13 protein-coding genes are annotated in these 14,861 nt (G+C 62.1%); 1 reads left to right on the top strand and 12 read right to left on the bottom strand.

What is annotated here, in order from left to right; genetic code table 11:
- Positions 1 to 26: 26 nt before the first annotated feature.
- The 10 genes from B9N88_RS26595 to B9N88_RS26540 all read right to left on the bottom strand — a co-directional run bounded on the left by B9N88_RS26595 (position 27) and on the right by B9N88_RS26540 (position 11,201).
- The gene (locus B9N88_RS26595; protein WP_027607292.1) at positions 27 to 2,063 is read right to left on the bottom strand and encodes a chemotaxis protein CheA; all 2,037 of its coding nucleotides are present in this window, start codon (positions 2,061 to 2,063) and stop codon (positions 27 to 29) included.
- Between the two features lie 40 nt (positions 2,064 to 2,103).
- Complete coding sequence (locus B9N88_RS26590) at positions 2,104 to 2,391, bottom strand: STAS domain-containing protein (RefSeq protein WP_027607293.1); 288 nt, start codon at positions 2,389 to 2,391, stop codon at positions 2,104 to 2,106.
- 22 nt (positions 2,392 to 2,413) lie between these two features.
- Positions 2,414 to 2,782: a response regulator gene (locus tag B9N88_RS26585; protein WP_027607294.1), complete on the bottom strand. Its 369-nt coding sequence runs from the start codon at positions 2,780 to 2,782 to the stop codon at positions 2,414 to 2,416.
- A 9-nt stretch (positions 2,783 to 2,791) separates the two neighbouring features.
- Entirely contained in the window at positions 2,792 to 3,703 is a 912-nt protein-coding gene (locus tag B9N88_RS26580; RefSeq protein ID WP_371918180.1) for a methyl-accepting chemotaxis protein, read from the bottom strand.
- Between the two features lie 1,574 nt (positions 3,704 to 5,277).
- Entirely contained in the window at positions 5,278 to 7,020 is a 1,743-nt protein-coding gene (locus B9N88_RS26565) for an ABC transporter substrate-binding protein (RefSeq protein ID WP_027607296.1), read from the bottom strand.
- A gap of 32 nt (positions 7,021 to 7,052) precedes the next feature.
- Positions 7,053 to 7,325: a DUF2160 domain-containing protein gene (locus B9N88_RS26560; protein WP_027607297.1), complete on the bottom strand. Its 273-nt coding sequence runs from the start codon at positions 7,323 to 7,325 to the stop codon at positions 7,053 to 7,055.
- A gap of 10 nt (positions 7,326 to 7,335) precedes the next feature.
- Complete coding sequence (locus B9N88_RS26555; protein ID WP_003174634.1) at positions 7,336 to 8,136, bottom strand: carbohydrate ABC transporter permease; 801 nt, start codon at positions 8,134 to 8,136, stop codon at positions 7,336 to 7,338.
- A 10-nt stretch (positions 8,137 to 8,146) separates the two neighbouring features.
- Positions 8,147 to 9,013 carry a carbohydrate ABC transporter permease gene (locus B9N88_RS26550; RefSeq protein WP_025858174.1) on the bottom strand — a complete coding sequence of 289 codons (867 nt, stop codon included), beginning with the start codon at positions 9,011 to 9,013 and terminating at the stop codon, positions 8,147 to 8,149.
- Positions 9,010 to 10,107, bottom strand: coding sequence for an ABC transporter ATP-binding protein (locus B9N88_RS26545; RefSeq protein ID WP_027607298.1), 1,098 nt, complete (start codon positions 10,105 to 10,107; stop codon positions 9,010 to 9,012). Before B9N88_RS26545 ends, B9N88_RS26550 begins: the two co-directional genes overlap by 4 nt.
- The gene (locus B9N88_RS26540) at positions 10,107 to 11,201 is read right to left on the bottom strand and encodes an ABC transporter ATP-binding protein (protein ID WP_027607299.1); all 1,095 of its coding nucleotides are present in this window, start codon (positions 11,199 to 11,201) and stop codon (positions 10,107 to 10,109) included. Before B9N88_RS26540 ends, B9N88_RS26545 begins: the two co-directional genes overlap by 1 nt.
- A gap of 263 nt (positions 11,202 to 11,464) precedes the next feature.
- Between B9N88_RS26540 and B9N88_RS26535 the strand changes: the two genes are divergently transcribed.
- Positions 11,465 to 13,282 carry a sigma-54-dependent Fis family transcriptional regulator gene (locus B9N88_RS26535; protein ID WP_027607300.1) on the top strand — a complete coding sequence of 606 codons (1,818 nt, stop codon included), beginning with the start codon at positions 11,465 to 11,467 and terminating at the stop codon, positions 13,280 to 13,282.
- Here the strand turns inward: B9N88_RS26535 and B9N88_RS26530 are convergent.
- Together B9N88_RS26530 and B9N88_RS26525 are read right to left on the bottom strand one after the other, a co-directional pair.
- A complete protein-coding gene (locus B9N88_RS26530) occupies positions 13,279 to 14,211 on the bottom strand; it encodes a FecR family protein (RefSeq protein ID WP_027607301.1) in 933 nt (310 codons plus the stop codon). The genes B9N88_RS26535 and B9N88_RS26530 overlap by 4 nt on opposite strands.
- Positions 14,208 to 14,750, bottom strand: a complete 543-nt coding sequence (locus B9N88_RS26525) for a sigma-70 family RNA polymerase sigma factor (protein ID WP_027607302.1) — start codon at positions 14,748 to 14,750, stop codon at positions 14,208 to 14,210. Before B9N88_RS26525 ends, B9N88_RS26530 begins: the two co-directional genes overlap by 4 nt.
- Positions 14,751 to 14,861 lie beyond the last annotated feature (111 nt).

Genomic DNA, 14,861 nt, shown 5'->3' with positions numbered 1-14,861 from the left:
GGAACCTCCATGGAATTGCAAATGCGTCAGCGAGCGACGGCCGGTGGCGACTGAGATGCCTGGGCCGTGCGGGCTTCCAGTTGTACGATTTGGTTGAGCAGTACCGGTACATCCAGGATCAGGGCCACCGCGCCGCTGCCCAATATGGTCGAGCCGCTGATGCCACGCAGTGCACCGAACAGCTTGCCCAGGGGTTTGATCACGGTCTGGAACTCGCCGAGCAGGTCATCCACCACCAGCCCGGCCTTATGCTCGGCGTAACGCACCACCACCACATTCTGGCGTCGGGACGCGGGGCCTTCGTGACTGAAGTGATCGCGCAGGTGCACCAACGGCAACACCTGGCCACGCAGGTCCAGGTAGCCCGTGTCGCGACTGGACTGGCGCTGCTGTTCATCCAGCTCGATACACTCCTGGACCATGTCCAGGGGAATCACGTAGGTGGATTGGTCGATGCCGACCAGGAACCCATTGATGATCGCCAGGGTCAGCGGCAAGCGAATACGCACCACGGTGCCCTGGCCGGGGCGGCTGTCGAGGTCGACGGTGCCGCGCAGCAAGGTGATATTGCGCTTGACCACGTCCATGCCGACACCGCGCCCGGACAGGTTGGTCACCGCCTCGGCGGTGGAGAACCCGGCTTCGAAGATCAGGTTGTAGATCTCCTGGTCGGTGAGCACCGCACCGCTGGCCACCAGCCCGCGCTCCTGGGCCTTTTGCAGGATGCGATCGCGGTTGAGGCCGGCGCCGTCGTCAGCGATCTCGATGACGATGCTTCCCGAGTCGTGGTAGGCATTGAGGCTCAGATGGCCCTTGGCCGACTTGCCGGCCGCACGCCGCGCATCGGCGCTTTCGATGCCGTGGTCCATGGCGTTGCGCAACAGGTGCATCAGCGGGTCGCCGATCTTCTCGACCACGGTCTTGTCCAGTTCGGTTTCCGCGCCGCTGATGCTCAGTTCGATGTCCTTGCCCAGCTCCTGGCTGATATCGCGCACCACGCGGCGAAAGCGGTTGAACGTGTCGCCGATGGGGATCATGCGCAAATGCAGGGCGCCATCGAGGATCTCTTCCACCAGCCCCGAGACTGTCGAGGAGGCCTCGTGCAACGGGTCGTTGTTACAGGACCGGGCCAGCAGGTTCGCGCCGGCGCTGGCGATGACCAGCTCGCCGACCAGATTAATCAATTCGTCGAGTTTGTCGGCGTTGACGCGCACGTAATTGCCGTCGCGGCTTTTCGCTTCGCCGGCCGCCAGGCGCTGCGGTGCAGCCGTCACAAGACTTGGCTCGGCCTGCGTGCCCGGCTCGCCCGCCGGGGCCTGGGTGCTGTCGGGCGCTTCATCGACGGCACTGATGTGCACGTCACAGTCGTCACGCACGAAATCGAACACCTCGTTGAGGCTGGCGTGGCTGGCGGTCGAGCGCAGGTCGATCTCGAAACCCAGGTAGCAGCTTTCCGGGTCCCAGCTGTCCATGGACGGGATGCTGTCGGTCAGGGTGGCGACCTGTATCAACTGCCCCAAGGTCTCGAGGTAGCGCAGAAATGACAGCGGGTCCATGCCATTACGGAACACATCCGTGCCGAAGCGCAGGGAAATATGCCAAAGCACTTCGACCGCCACGTCGTCGGTCACCTCGGCGGTTTCGACGCGGGCAACGGCGGTTCGCATCGGCTGGTAGGCACTCAGCGCCTCGCGCAATGCCTCGCCGCGCTCCAGAGCGGCAGGGGTCGGCGTTTCACCGCGGTCAGCGACCACTTCGACCAGTTCGAGTATGTGGTCGCCGCACTTGAGCAGCAGCGCGATCAAGGCGGCGTCCACCGCCACACTGCCTTCGCGCAGGCGGTCAAGCACGTCTTCGACGATATGGGTGAACCCGACGATCGACGCCAGGCCGAAAAGGCCCGCCGAACCCTTGATGGTGTGCGCGGCGCGGAAAATCGCGCCGATGGCATCCTGGTCGCCGGGCTCGCTTTCCAATTGCAGCAGGGATTGCTCCATGGCCTGCAACAGCTCGCGTGCCTCAACGATGAATGTCTGTTGTGCCTGATCGAGATTGATGCTCACCGTGACTTTCCTTGTCGATCAAAAAACCTGGGAAGCGCGGCTATGAGGCCGCGCTGCGACACAGTTGGAGCGCCTGCGTGACCGCCTGGCTCTGGCCGGTCACGCTCAAGGCTATGCCGGCATTACCGGCCTCACGCCGGATGACCGCGAGCAACTGCAAGCCGGCGCCATCCATTTCCGTGACCTCAGACAGGTCCAGCTCCAGGCGGGGTGCCGCGCCCATCTGCGGCAGCAGCGCCGCCGCCAGTTCCGCTACGGTGTAGATCGTAAGCTCGCCGTCAATGCGCACGTGGGCCGTGTCGTCGAGTGTTTCAGTGGTAATCGGCATGGGAGCCTCCCTGGCGCCGGGGTCAAGGCAGGATCAGTTTAGACACAGCTGCCAACATCTGCGCAGGCTGGAACGGCTTGACCACCCAGGCCTTGGCGCCGGCGGCCTGGCCCTCGGCCTTCTTCGATTCCTGGGACTCGGTGGTGAGCATGATGATCGGGGTGAACTTGTAGTTGGCCAGCTTCTTGACCTCCTTGACGAAGGTGATGCCGTCCATGTTGGGCATGTTCACGTCGCTGATGATCAGGTGCACTTTCTGCCCGGTCAGCTTGCCCAGGGCATCCTTGCCGTCGCTGGCCTCGATGACGTCGTAACCGGCGCTTTTCAAGGCTATGCCGACCACTTGCCGCACGCTGCTGGAGTCGTCGACCACTAATACACTCTTCGCCATGATGTACTCCTAAAAGAAGGTGATGTCTTGAGAATTCTGCTGCACGGCCGCCTCTCCATGATGGAGGCGCCGTTGCTCGTCGGTGGCATAGGTGGCTTCCATGCGCGCCAGCCATTGGCGGGCGTCGACGGCCACCGGCTGGTCCGGGGCCTGGCTGGCCTGCAGGAGGTGCTCATGCAGGGCCTGCATGTTGTCGCGCACGTGGCTGAGGATCTGGCTGACCCGGTCCTGGAATTGCAGGTTGACCAGCACTTCGGTCATCTCATCCCGGATGCCGTAGCTTTCCTGCTTGAGCAGGTCGGCGGACTCGGCCAGGCGCCCGGTGATGTTCTGGAAGCGTTCGAGCACCACTTGAATACTGTTTTCGGACTCGGCCACCGAATGGCTGTCCTGGTCGGCACTGCTGGACGCGGCCTGGACCAATTGCGTAATGGCGTTGTTGATGATGTCGACCTTGGCCGACATCTGCTGGCCGGTTTCACTGGATTTGCTCGACAGGCTGCGCACCGCGTCGGCCACCACCGCAAAACCGCGCCCGGCCTCACCGGCACGCGCCGCCTCGATGGCGGCGTTGAGGGCCAGCAGGTTGGTTTGCGCGGCGATCGCCGCCACATCGGCGGCCATGGTCCGCAGTTCGCCGGTGTAGGCGGTCAGGCTGCGGACCTGGGCCAGGGTCTGGTCACGGCTGGTTTGGGTGGCCTTGAGCGAATTGATCACCTGGCTCAGCTCGCTGTCACTGCGTGCCAGCACCTCAAGCGCACCGTCGGCGGCCTGCCCGTCCAGTTCGCCGGCCGCGTGCTGCGAGGCTTGTACCGTTTCCTGCAAGCGTGCGGCGATCCCGGTGAAACGGTTGGCCAGGCTCACGATCGCTTCTTCGGTCTGATGGCGCGAGCTTTCCACCTGCTTGGCCCAGATGGGCATGGCGCCCAGCAATACCTCATCGAGCTGGGCACGGGAGGCCATGCCGTCGTGCGCCGCGTGCGCATCTGACTGATCCGCCTGTGCAAGCGCTTGCTGCATTGCGTTGCGCTGCGAACTCGCACTCCAGGCACAGGCACCGAGGCCGATCAGCACCAGTACCGTGCAAGCCAGCAGATTGGCCGGCGAGGTTGATTGCACAAGTATCCACAACACGGCGGGCACGACCGGGATCAAAGCGAACCAGCGAAAACGCGGATAAACGGGAAGAGGCAGGCGGCTGGATTGGCGCTGGGGCATGAGTTCGATCCTTGAACGTTGTTGCGGATGTAAGTGACATAGTTGTTATCTGCGCTGTAACTCGCAACTTGAGGTGACTTGAGTGCCTTCCGTCTGGTTTATGACCGCAGGGTGACAGGCCGGGCAATTCTGGGTCCTTGTTCCTGAAGGATCAGCGGTGGTTTACCGAACAGGGGGTTGTCGCAAGCGCTGGCTAGCGAGTCTGTCTTTCAGGCTGAAAAATCTCTTTGTGGTGAGGGCGGTTGGTTCCGTGGCGGCCTTCGGGCCGACCATGTCGTTGGGTTTGACCGAGTACATATCCGTTGCTGCGGTCACGGCTGCCTACGGTTCCGCCCTTACGGCGGGTCACTTTGGAAAAGCCCCAAAGTAACCAAAGGGCTCTTGCCCCACCACTCGGTACCTCGCCTAGGCTCGGTATGCCCGAACGCAGGCTTGAATCCGTGGGCCGCCGTCATGGGCCATCCCTGGCCCAGGACGGCTAACCCGGCGTCCTGCCGGGTTACCCACGGATTCAAGCCTGCGTTCGGCCAGCGTGGTTAACGGGGCGCCTAGGATCAAGATCAAAAGCCAGAGCAAAAGCAGAGCAAAAGCAGACCGAGTTCTAGCTGATATGTGGAGATCCAAATGTGGGAGGGGCGGTGCGACGATTCGACTTGCCCCCGATGAGGGAGTGTCAGTCACTTATTTTTTAACTGACCCGGCGCTATCGGGGGCAAGTCGAATCGTCGCACCGCCCCTCCCACATTTTTAACCGAGTACACCAGACCCAACTCCGGTCGGCTCTAAGGCCGCCGCGCTTCGGCTTTTGATCTCAAATCGCCCCGTCAAACACGCTGGCCGAACGCAGGCTTTGGAGCGTGGGTAACCCGGCAGGACGCCGGGTTAGCCGCGCTGGGCCAGGGATGGCCCATCGCGGCGGCCCACGCTCCAAAGCCGGAGTGAGGGCACACCGAGCCTAGGCGAGGTGCCGAGTGTTGGGGCGAAGACCTTTTGGTTACTTTTGGGTCTTTCCAAAAGTGACCCGCTGTAAGAGCGGAACCGTAGGCAGCCGTGACCGCAGCAACGGATATGTACTCGGTCAACTCCAAATACATGGTCGGCCCGAAGGCCGCCACGGAAGCAAGCTTCCTCGCCACAGACCAATGAAAATTGTGTAGACACCCATACTCAGGATTACCTGACCACCGCGCGCCATCGGTCACAGAGCTGCGCCTTCATGTTTGCACCAAAACAAAACGGCACCTGGGTGCCGTTTTGTGTTCGACGCCCCGGCACGTTTACTTACGCGCTGCCTCCCACTGCTTGAGCAGATCGCCATAGGCCACGGTCTCGCCTTTCGGTTTCTCGTTGGCCAGTTTCGGTTTCGGCGCGCCCGGCTGGTCGAACCAGTATTGCGCGTCACGCTCGGGGTTCATTTTCGGGCCGCACACCGGTTGCACCTTGGAGCGCTCCAGGCGCGTCATGATCGCGTCCTGCTCCTTGGCCAGGTTGTCGAGGGCCTGTTGCGGGGTTTTCTCGCCGCTGGCGGCGGCGGCGATATTGCTCCACCACAGTTGCGCCAGACGTGGGTAGTCCGGCACGTTGGTACCGGTCGGGGTCCACTCGACCCGCGCCGGGCTGCGGTAGAACTCCACCAGGCCACCGAGTTTCGGCGCCATGTCGGTCATGGCCTGGGAGTTGATGTCGGACTCACGAATCGGCGTCAGGCCGACGATGGTTTTCTTCAGGGACACGGTTTTCGAGGTGACGAACTGCGCGTAGAGCCAGGCCGCGAGTTTCTGTTTCTCCGGGGTGGACTTGAGGAAGGTCCAGGAACCCACGTCCTGGTACCCCTTCTTCATGCCTTTTTCCCAATACGGCCCGACCGGCGACGGCGCCATGCGCCATTTCGGCGTGCCGTCGGCATTCACCACCGGCAGGCCCGGCTTGGTCATGTCGGCGGTAAACGCGGTGTACCAGAAGATCTGCTGGGCGATGTTGCCCTGGGACGGCACCGGGCCGGATTCGGAGAAGGTCATGCCCGCCGCTTCCGGTGGCGCATAGGCTTTCATCCAGTCCACGTATTTCTGCGTGGCGAACACCGCCGCCGGGCCGTTGGTGTCGCCGCCACGGGTGACGCTGGAGCCTACCGGGTGGCAGTCCTCCACGCGGATGCCCCACTCGTCCACCGGCAAACCGTTGGGCAGGCCCTTGTCGCCGCCGCCGGCCATGGAGAACCAGGCATCGGTGAAGCGCCAGCCCAGGGACGGGTCTTTCTTGCCGTAGTCCATGTGCCCATAGATGCGCTTGCCGTCGATTTCCTTGACGTCTTCGCTGAAGAATTTGGCGATGTCTTCATAGGCCGACCAGTTCACCGGCACGCCGAGGTCATAGCCGTATTTTTCCTTGAACTTGGCTTTCAGCTCCGGACGCTCGAACCAGTCGGCGCGGAACCAGTAGAGGTTGGCGAATTGCTGGTCGGGCAACTGGTAGATCTTGCCGTCCGGCGCGGTGGTGAAGGAGATGCCGATAAAGTCCTTGATATCCAGGGTGGGCGAGGTGAAGGCCTTGCCTTCGTTGGCCATCAGGTCGGTGATGGATTCGGTCTTGCCATAGCGAAAGTGCGTACCGATCAAATCGGAATCGTTGACCCAGCCGTCATAGATATTCTTGTCGGACTGCATCTGGGTTTGCAGTTTCTCCACCACGTCGCCTTCCTGCAGCAGGTCGTGGGTCAGCTTGATGCCGGTGATTTCGCTGAAGGCCTTGGCCAGCACCTTGGATTCGTACTCGTGGGTGGTGAGGGTTTCCGATACCACGTTGATTTTCATCCCACGGAACGGTTCGGCGGCCTTGATAAACCACTTCAACTCCTCAAGCTGCTGGTCGGCCGTAAGGGTCGACGGCTTGAACTCGCTGCCGATCCATTTCTTCGCCGCATCTTCATACGCATCAGCCCAGGCCGAAGCGCTCAAACCGCTGAGGGCCAGTACGGCGGCCAATGAAATGCTATGTCGCAGCTTATTGTTCTTATTCAACATAGAGACCTCCTGGTTGTTTATTCATAAGGGCACTAGCCCCAACGCATCACACTCAACAGCCATACCAGGGAGAGCGCGGACGCTACCCAGATGCTCCAGTCGGTAACGCCGATCACCAGCAAATGCAGGTAGGCGCTGCCGAGAAGACCGATAAACAAGCGATCACCACGGGTGGTGCTGATCGGCAGGACGCCGCGCCGCGGAATGCTCGGCGAGCGCAGCTCCCAGGTGGTCATGCCCGCCAGAATCAGGGCAATGCCGCCAAAGAACAGTGCAGTAGGGGTGGTCCAGGCCATCCATTCCATCATCGACTCCTCAGACCCGGCCCAGGGCAAAGCCCTTGGCCACATGGTTGCGAACAAACCAGATCACCAGCATGCCGGGCAGGATGGTCAACACCCCCGCCGCCGCCAGCACGCCCCAATCGATACCCGAGGCCGACACCGTGCGGGTCATCACCGCGGCGATGGGCTTGGCGTTGACCGAGGTCAGGGTGCGCGCCAGCAGCAGCTCGACCCAGGAAAACATGAAGCAGAAAAACGCGGTCACACCGATGCCGGAGCCGATCAGCGGGATAAAAATCTTCACGAAGAACTTGGGAAAACTATAGCCGTCGATGTAGGCGGTTTCGTCGATTTCCTTGGGCACCCCGGACATGAAGCCCTCCAGGATCCACACCGCCAGCGGTACGTTGAACAGGCAGTGGGCCAAGGCCACGGCGATGTGCGTGTCGAACAGGCCGATGGACGAATACAGCTGGAAAAACGGCAGCAGGAACACCGCCGGTGGCGCCATGCGGTTGGTCAACAACCAGAAGAACAGGTGCTTGTCACCCAGGAAGCGGTAGCGCGAGAAGGCATAGGCTGCCGGCAACGCCACGCTCAGGGAAATCACCGTGTTCAGGCTCACGTAGTACAGCGAGTTGAGGTAACCGGTGTACCAGCTCGGGTCGGTGAAGATCACCTTGTAGTTGGCCAGGGTGAAATCCTGCGGAAACAGGGTCAGGCCGCCGAGGATTTCGGTGTTGCTCTTGAAGGACATGTTCAGCAGCCAGTAGATCGGCACCAGCAGGAACAGGATGTAGATCAGCAGCGGAATAACCTTGCGCTTGCTCATGTTGGCGGCCTCAGCGGTTGGCGTCGGAGTGGGTCATGGCGGTGTAGAACAGCCAGGACACCAACAGGATGATCAGGAAGTACACCAGGGAAAACGCCGCCGCCGGGCCCAGGTCGAATTGGCCTACGGCCATCTGGGTCAGCGTCTGACTGAGGAACGTCGTGGCATTACCCGGCCCGCCCCCCGTGAGGACGAAGGGCTCGGTGTAGATCATGAAGCTGTCCATGAAGCGCAGCATCACCGCGATCAGCAGCACGCTTTTCATCTTCGGCAACTGGATATGCCGGAACACCGCCCACGCCGAAGCCCGATCGATACGTGCGGCCTGGTAGTACACATCCGGGATCGCTCGCAGCCCGGAATAACACAGCAGCGCCACCAGTGAGGTCCAGTGCCACACATCCATCACCAGCACGGTGACCCAGGCGTCCATGGTGTTGGCCGCGTAGTTGTAGCTGATGCCCAGGGCGTTGAGGCTGTAGCCCAACAGGCCGATATCGGCGCGGCCGAAGATCTGCCAGATGGTGCCCACCACGTTCCACGGAATCAGCAGCGGAATGGCGAGGATGATCAGCACCAGCGACGACCAGCGGCCCTTGGTCGGCATGGTCAGGGCGATGGCGATGCCCAGGGGGATTTCGATCAGCAGCACGCAGGCCGAGTAGATGAACTGGCGCAGCAGCGAGTCGTGCAGGCGCGGGTCGAGCAGCACCTGTTTGTACCAGTCGGCGCCGACAAAGTAGCGGCTGGACTGGTCGAAGATGTCCTGCACCGAATAGTTGACCACCGTCATCATCGGGATCACCGCACTGAACGCCACCAGCAGGAACACCGGCAACACCAGCCACCAGGCCTTGTTGTTCTGCACCTTGTTCATGGCTGCACCTCCAGCAGGTAATCGTCGGCATACACCATCAGCCACTGCGCGGGAAAGCTGATGGACGCCCTGCCCTCGGGCACCGGTTTGTCTTCGGCCAGGCGCACCTTGAGGGTGGTGCCGTCAAGGTTGAGGGTCATGATCTTGTAGGTGCCGAGGTCTTCGAGGTGAGTGACATCGGCTTGCAGGGCGTCAGGGTTGTACTCGTCCCATACGTGAATGAATTCCGGGCGGATCCCCACCTGCAGCGTCTTGTAGTCGCTGCCGGCAATGCGTTGCTGCAAGGCCTCGGACAACGGCAGAAGCGTGCTGGCAAAGCGCACACCACCGGCCTCGGCCTGCACCTCGATCAGATTCATCCCAGGGCTACCGATGAAATAGCCGACAAAGGTGTGGCTGGGCCGCTCGAACAACTCACGGGGCGTGCCGAACTGCACGATCTGCCCGCCGTACATCACCGCGATCTTGTCGGCGAAGGTCGAGGCCTCAAGCTGGTCATGGGTGACGTAGACCATGGTGATATTGAACTGCTCATGGATCTGCTTGAGCTTGCGCCGCAGCTTCCACTTCAGGTGCGGGTCGATCACCGTCAGCGGTTCGTCAAAGAGGATGGCCGACACATCATCCCGCACCAGGCCACGGCCCATGGAGACTTTCTGTTTTTCGTCGGCGGTGAGGTTGCGGGCTTTTTTGCTCAGCAGGTTTTGCAGGTCGAGGACTTCGGCGATTTCCTGCACCTTGCTGTGAATTTTCGCCTCGGCCATGCCCTGGTTTCGCAGGGGAAAGGCCAGGTTATCGAACACGGTCATGGTGTCGTACACCACCGGGAACTGGAACACCTGGGCGATGTTGCGTTTTTCCGGGGTGAGGTCGTTGACCACTCGGGTATCGAACAGCACCTGCCCTTCGGACGGGCTCAGCAGGCCGGAGATGATATTGAGCAACGTCGACTTGCCGCAGCCCGACGGCCCTAGCAAGGCGTAGGCACCGCCCTGCTCCCACACGTGGTTCATTGCCCGGATGGCGTAGTCCTCAGGGCCGCTCGGTGTGGGACTGTAGCTGTGCGCCAGGTTCTGCAAATGGATCTCGGCCATCAGGCAACCCTCGCGACGCGGCGCCCGGGGGCCTGGACCAAACGGCCCTGGCCATCGAACACAAACAGTTTATGGGTGGGGATGTACACACGGATCGGCGCGTCGACGTCGTACTCATGTACCCCCGGCAGGTGCAGCACCAGCAGGAAGTGCTCGCTGCGCACATGCAGGAAGGTTTCCGAGCCGCTGATCTCGGCGACTTCCACGGTCACCGCCAGTTCGAGGTCGTCGTCGTTACTCGGCACCAGGCTGATATGGCTGGGGCGCACACCAAAGCGGAATTCGCCTTCGCCGATGGGGCGCAGGTCGACGTTCAGCGGGAAGTGCACGAAATTGGCGAAGCTCACCTCGTTACCGCTGATACGTCCCGGCATCAGGTTGATCGGCGGCTCGGAAAACAGCTCGGCGGCCAACACCGTTTGTGGTTGGTGATACACCTCGGCAGCCTTGCCGCTCTGGATCACCCGGCCTTCGTGAAGAATGGTGGTGGTGCCGCCCAGGGCCAGGGCCTCGTTCGGTTCGGTGGTGGCGTAGATGGCGATGGTGTGCCGCGCCTTGAACAGCTCGCGCATTTCCTGACGCAGCTCTTCGCGCAGTTTGTAGTCCAGGTTCACCAGCGGCTCGTCGAACAGGATCAGTTCGGCATCTTTCACCAACGCGCGGGCCATGGCCGTGCGTTGCTGCTGGCCCCCGGACAACTCCAGCGGGTGACGTTGCAGGAATTTCTCGATGCGCAGCATCCGCGCGGTTTCCAGCACCTTGCTCTGGATCAGCTCGTTGGACACACCGGCCTGGCGCAACGGCGAGGCGATGTTTTCGAACACGGTCATGGTCGGGTAGTTGATGAACTGCTGATACACCATCGACACGTTGCGCAGGCGCACCGGTTTGTGGGTGACATCCACGCCGTTCATCAGGATGCGCCCGCTGTCGGGCTTGTCCAGGCCCGCCATCAGGCGCATCAGGCTGGTCTTGCCGGACAGGGTGCGGCCCAGCAGGACGTTGAAGGAGCCGGCTTCGAAGCGCAGGTTGGCGTCGTCGATCCAGGTTTGGCCTTCGACGACGCGGGAGACATGTTCCAGGGTCAATGACATGACACGACCTTTTTATTATTGGAATGAATCTGGCCAGTCGTCAGAGCGAGTTTCATGCCAAAAACGGCAGGTGCTTGATCCGCAAGGAAATGGGTTGAACGTGATGTTCAGGAGCGAACAGAAATGAACAGATCAGGCTGAACAACTGAACAATCCTGGGGTTGACAATGAACAGTTATGAACAACACTCTTTGAACCCGATTGATCTGGTTACATCCGCTGGATTGTGCAAGACCCCAAAACAATAAAAAGAAGGTCGCCCGATGGCCGAACCCCTGGCTCACGACACCCTTATCCAGGAATCCTGGCGCCGTTGCCGCGCCTTCGGCCTGGACCACCAGAGCACGCCCAGCTTCGATCAACTGCCCGCCGAGGGCATCAGCCAATTGCTGGAAAGCCAGCATTCCCTGGTGCAGACCACGCACCAGGAAGTCCTGCCCTACTACGAAAACATCCTGAGCAATTCCAACTGCCTGATCATGCTGGCCGACAACCAGGGCCAGGTGCTGACCAGCTGGGGCACCCAGCGCTTTATCGAGCCCAAGCTGGCCCGGGGGTTCAGCGCCGGCGCCAGCTGGATGGAGCGTTCCAGCGGCACCAATGCCATCGGCACCGCGCTGGCCTGCGCCCAGGCGGTGCATATCGAACATGACGAACACTTCCTCAAGGCCAACCGCTTCATGACCGGCTCGGCAGCGCCGATCTTCGATGCCCAGCGCGAAATCATCGCGGTGCTGGATGTCTCCAGCGACAGCTACTTGCCGCCCTCCCACACCCTGGGCATGGTCAAGATGATGAGCCAGACCGTGGAAAACCGGCTGATCCTCAACCTGTTTCGCGGCGAACACTTCCAGCTGACCTTCAACACCGGCCTGAGCAACCTCGACAGCCAATGGGCGGGCCTGCTGATCTTTGACGAGAGCGGCCAGGTGCTCTCGGCCAACCGCCGGGCCGACAACCTGCTGGGCATCAGTCTGTCGCGGGTGATGATCGACAGTCTGTTCAAGGTGTCGCTGCTGGAGTTGCTCAATCAGCCGGAGGGCCTGCCCTTTTCGCTGCAGGCGGCCGGACGCAATCGCTTCCAGTGCCTGCTGAAGCGGCCGAAGCAGATGCCGGTGCAGGCCCGCGTGTTCAGCGAGCCCATTGCGCCAAAGCCCGCCGCGATTGGCCTGAAGACCTTGCACTTTGGTGATGTGCGCGTGGAAAAAGCCGTGCACCAGGCCGAGCGCCTGCTGGAGAAGGACATCCCGCTGCTGATCCACGGGGAAACCGGGGTGGGCAAGGAAGTCTTCGTCAAGGCCCTGCATCAGGCCAGTTCCCGCAGCCAGCAGGCGTTTATCGCGGTGAACTGTGCGGCGATTCCCGCCGAGCTGGTGGAATCGGAACTGTTCGGCTACGAAAAAGGCGCGTTCACCGGCGCCAACCAGAAAGGCAGCATCGGCCTGATCCGCAAGGCCGACAAGGGCACGCTGTTCCTCGATGAAATCGGCGATATGCCGCTGCCGACGCAAGCGCGCCTGTTGCGGGTATTGCAGGAGCGTTGCGTGCAACCGGTGGGCAGCAGCGAGTTGTTCCCGGTGGATTTGCGCATCATCTCGGCCACTAACCGGGCCTTGCGCGAGCAGGTCCAGGCCGGGCGCTTTCGCGAGGACTTGTACTACCGCATCGGCGGCCTGACCCTTGAATTGCCGCCGTTACGCGAGCGCAGCGACAAGCGGGCGCTGTTCCAGCAGCTGTGGCAGCAACACCGGGAGCCAAGCCAATGGGCAGGGCTCAGCGCCGAGGTGCTGGCGCTGTTCGAACAGCACCCGTGGCCCGGCAACCTGCGCCAGGTGAGCAGCGTGCTGCAGGTGGCGCTGGCGATGGCCGAGGAACAGCCGATCCGTCCGGAGCATCTGCCGGACGATTTTTTTGTCGATTTGAACCTGACGGCGCCACTGCCCGCCAGTGAACACCTGGATGCCAGCATCGACCTGACCCAGCGCTTGAAGGCCGCCGGCGGGAATATTTCCCACCTGGCGCGGGAGCTGGGCGTGAGCCGCAACACCCTGTACAAGCGCCTGCGCCAGAACGAACGCTAGCGCGGCTTGACCACCACCAGCAGGTCGGTGAAGTACTCCACCTGGATCGGCAGGTTATCCGCCAGGGTCGACAGCGCCGCCGCCGTGTCATCCAGCTTGAACACCCCCGTCACCCGCAGGTTCTGCAAGGCCTGGGGGTCGAAGCGCAGCAGGCCGTGGCGGTAGCCGGCCAGGGTTTGCAGCACTTCGCTCAGGGGTTGGTCGTTGACCTTGAGCAGGCCACGGGTCCAGGCGTCCGGGTCGGTGTCGTCGGTGGCCTGGGGCGGTTGGGCGCGACCATGGTCGAGGATCGAACGCTGGCCGGCAGTGACCTTGACCCCTTCGCTGCTGTCCCCTTTGACCGCCACGGTGGACTCGATCACCGTCACCACCGTCGTGCCGTCTGGCGCGCGCCTGACCAAATAACGCGTGCCCAGTGCCGTCGCCGTGCCCTGGTCGGTACGCACCACGAAGGGCCGTTGCGCATCCTTGGCCACGTCGACCCAGAGTTCGCCTTGCAGCAGTTCGATCACCCGTTGGTGGCCGTCGAATTTCACGTCCACCGCCGAGTTGCTGTTGAGTTGCAACTGGCTGCCGTCTTCAAGGGCGATCTGGCGCCGCTCGCCCACGTCGGTGCGCTGGTCGGCCATCCACACCGGCAGGTGCGTAAGGCCCAGCCAGCCGCAGAGTAATACGCCGAGCACGCCCATCGCCTGGGCACCGCGCGCGCGACGCGGGGCAAATGCGCGGTTCAGGGCCACGCGTGCGGGTTGTGCAGGCAAGGCATCGAGGCTGCCCCACAGCGCGCGCATGCGGTCGATGGCAACCGCGTGGCGAGGGTCTGCCTGGCACCAGGCGTTGAAGGCCTGACGCTCGGCGTCGCTGACCTCTTCGTCGTGCAGGCGGGTCAGCCAATTCGCCGCTTGCTGGATGATCTGTTCGGAACTCATGCCAGCGGGTCTGCCGCGTGCAGGCTGTGGTAGCAGTGCACCAGGGCGCTGGAGATGTAGTTTTTGACAGTGCTGGCGGACACCTCCAGGCGCGTGGCGATTTCGCTGTAGGTCAGCCCGTCGAGGCGACTCAACAGGAAGGCTTCGCGAGCCTTGGCGGGCAAGCCGGCAAGCATTTCGGCGATGCGTTCCAGGGCTTGCAGGGCCACATGGATCGCGGCCGGGTCGGGCATGCCGGCATCCTCGCTCTGGATCACCAGGGCTTCCATGTAGGCTTTTTCAATGCGTCGACGCCGGGCGCCATCGATCAGCAGGCGCCCCGCCGTGGTGGCCAGGAAGGCCCTGGGTTCCTGGATATTTTGCGGCTCGGCCAGCATCAGCACACGGATGAAGGCATCGTGGGCCAGGTCGGCGGCGTGCTGGGAACACCCCAGTTTTCTGCGCAGCCAGCCCTGCAACCAGCCGTGGTGCTCGCGGTACATCGCCGTAAGGGTCTGCTGACGCACTGAATCGCCCAGCGCGGCCGGAATATCATGCATGCGCAAAAGAGTCTCAAATGGGAAGAGTTACCAATTGCGCAAACAATGCCAGTAAAACGATAGTGGGGCAAGGGGCGCACAAGCCCCCTCCCACAGGTTGATCTCCATGCA

The sequence above is a fragment of the Pseudomonas sp. LAMO17WK12:I1 genome, from assembly GCF_900177315.1.
Classification (GTDB): Bacteria; Pseudomonadota; Gammaproteobacteria; order Pseudomonadales; family Pseudomonadaceae; genus Aquipseudomonas; species Aquipseudomonas marginalis.
This window is presented reverse-complemented; position numbering and strand designations above follow the sequence as displayed.

Excerpts from the sequence above, each read along its gene's own strand:
- B9N88_RS26550 (WP_025858174.1), bottom strand. The coding sequence starts at position 9,013 with ATGAACAAGGTGCAGAACAACAAGGCCTGGTGGCTGGTGTTGCCGGTG.
- B9N88_RS26535 (WP_027607300.1), top strand. The coding sequence starts at position 11,465 with ATGGCCGAACCCCTGGCTCACGACACCCTTATCCAGGAATCCTGGCGC.
- B9N88_RS26545 (WP_027607298.1), bottom strand. The coding sequence starts at position 10,107 with ATGGCCGAGATCCATTTGCAGAACCTGGCGCACAGCTACAGTCCCACA.
- B9N88_RS26585 (WP_027607294.1), bottom strand. The coding sequence starts at position 2,782 with ATGGCGAAGAGTGTATTAGTGGTCGACGACTCCAGCAGCGTGCGGCAA.
- B9N88_RS26530 (WP_027607301.1), bottom strand. The coding sequence starts at position 14,211 with ATGAGTTCCGAACAGATCATCCAGCAAGCGGCGAATTGGCTGACCCGC.
- B9N88_RS26580 (WP_371918180.1), bottom strand. The coding sequence starts at position 3,703 with ATGCCCATCTGGGCCAAGCAGGTGGAAAGCTCGCGCCATCAGACCGAA.
- B9N88_RS26565 (WP_027607296.1), bottom strand. The coding sequence starts at position 7,020 with ATGTTGAATAAGAACAATAAGCTGCGACATAGCATTTCATTGGCCGCC.
- B9N88_RS26560 (WP_027607297.1), bottom strand. The coding sequence starts at position 7,325 with ATGGAATGGATGGCCTGGACCACCCCTACTGCACTGTTCTTTGGCGGC.
- B9N88_RS26590 (WP_027607293.1), bottom strand. The coding sequence starts at position 2,391 with ATGCCGATTACCACTGAAACACTCGACGACACGGCCCACGTGCGCATT.
- B9N88_RS26555 (WP_003174634.1), bottom strand. The coding sequence starts at position 8,136 with ATGAGCAAGCGCAAGGTTATTCCGCTGCTGATCTACATCCTGTTCCTG.
- B9N88_RS26540 (WP_027607299.1), bottom strand. The coding sequence starts at position 11,201 with ATGTCATTGACCCTGGAACATGTCTCCCGCGTCGTCGAAGGCCAAACC.
- B9N88_RS26525 (WP_027607302.1), bottom strand. The coding sequence starts at position 14,750 with ATGCATGATATTCCGGCCGCGCTGGGCGATTCAGTGCGTCAGCAGACC.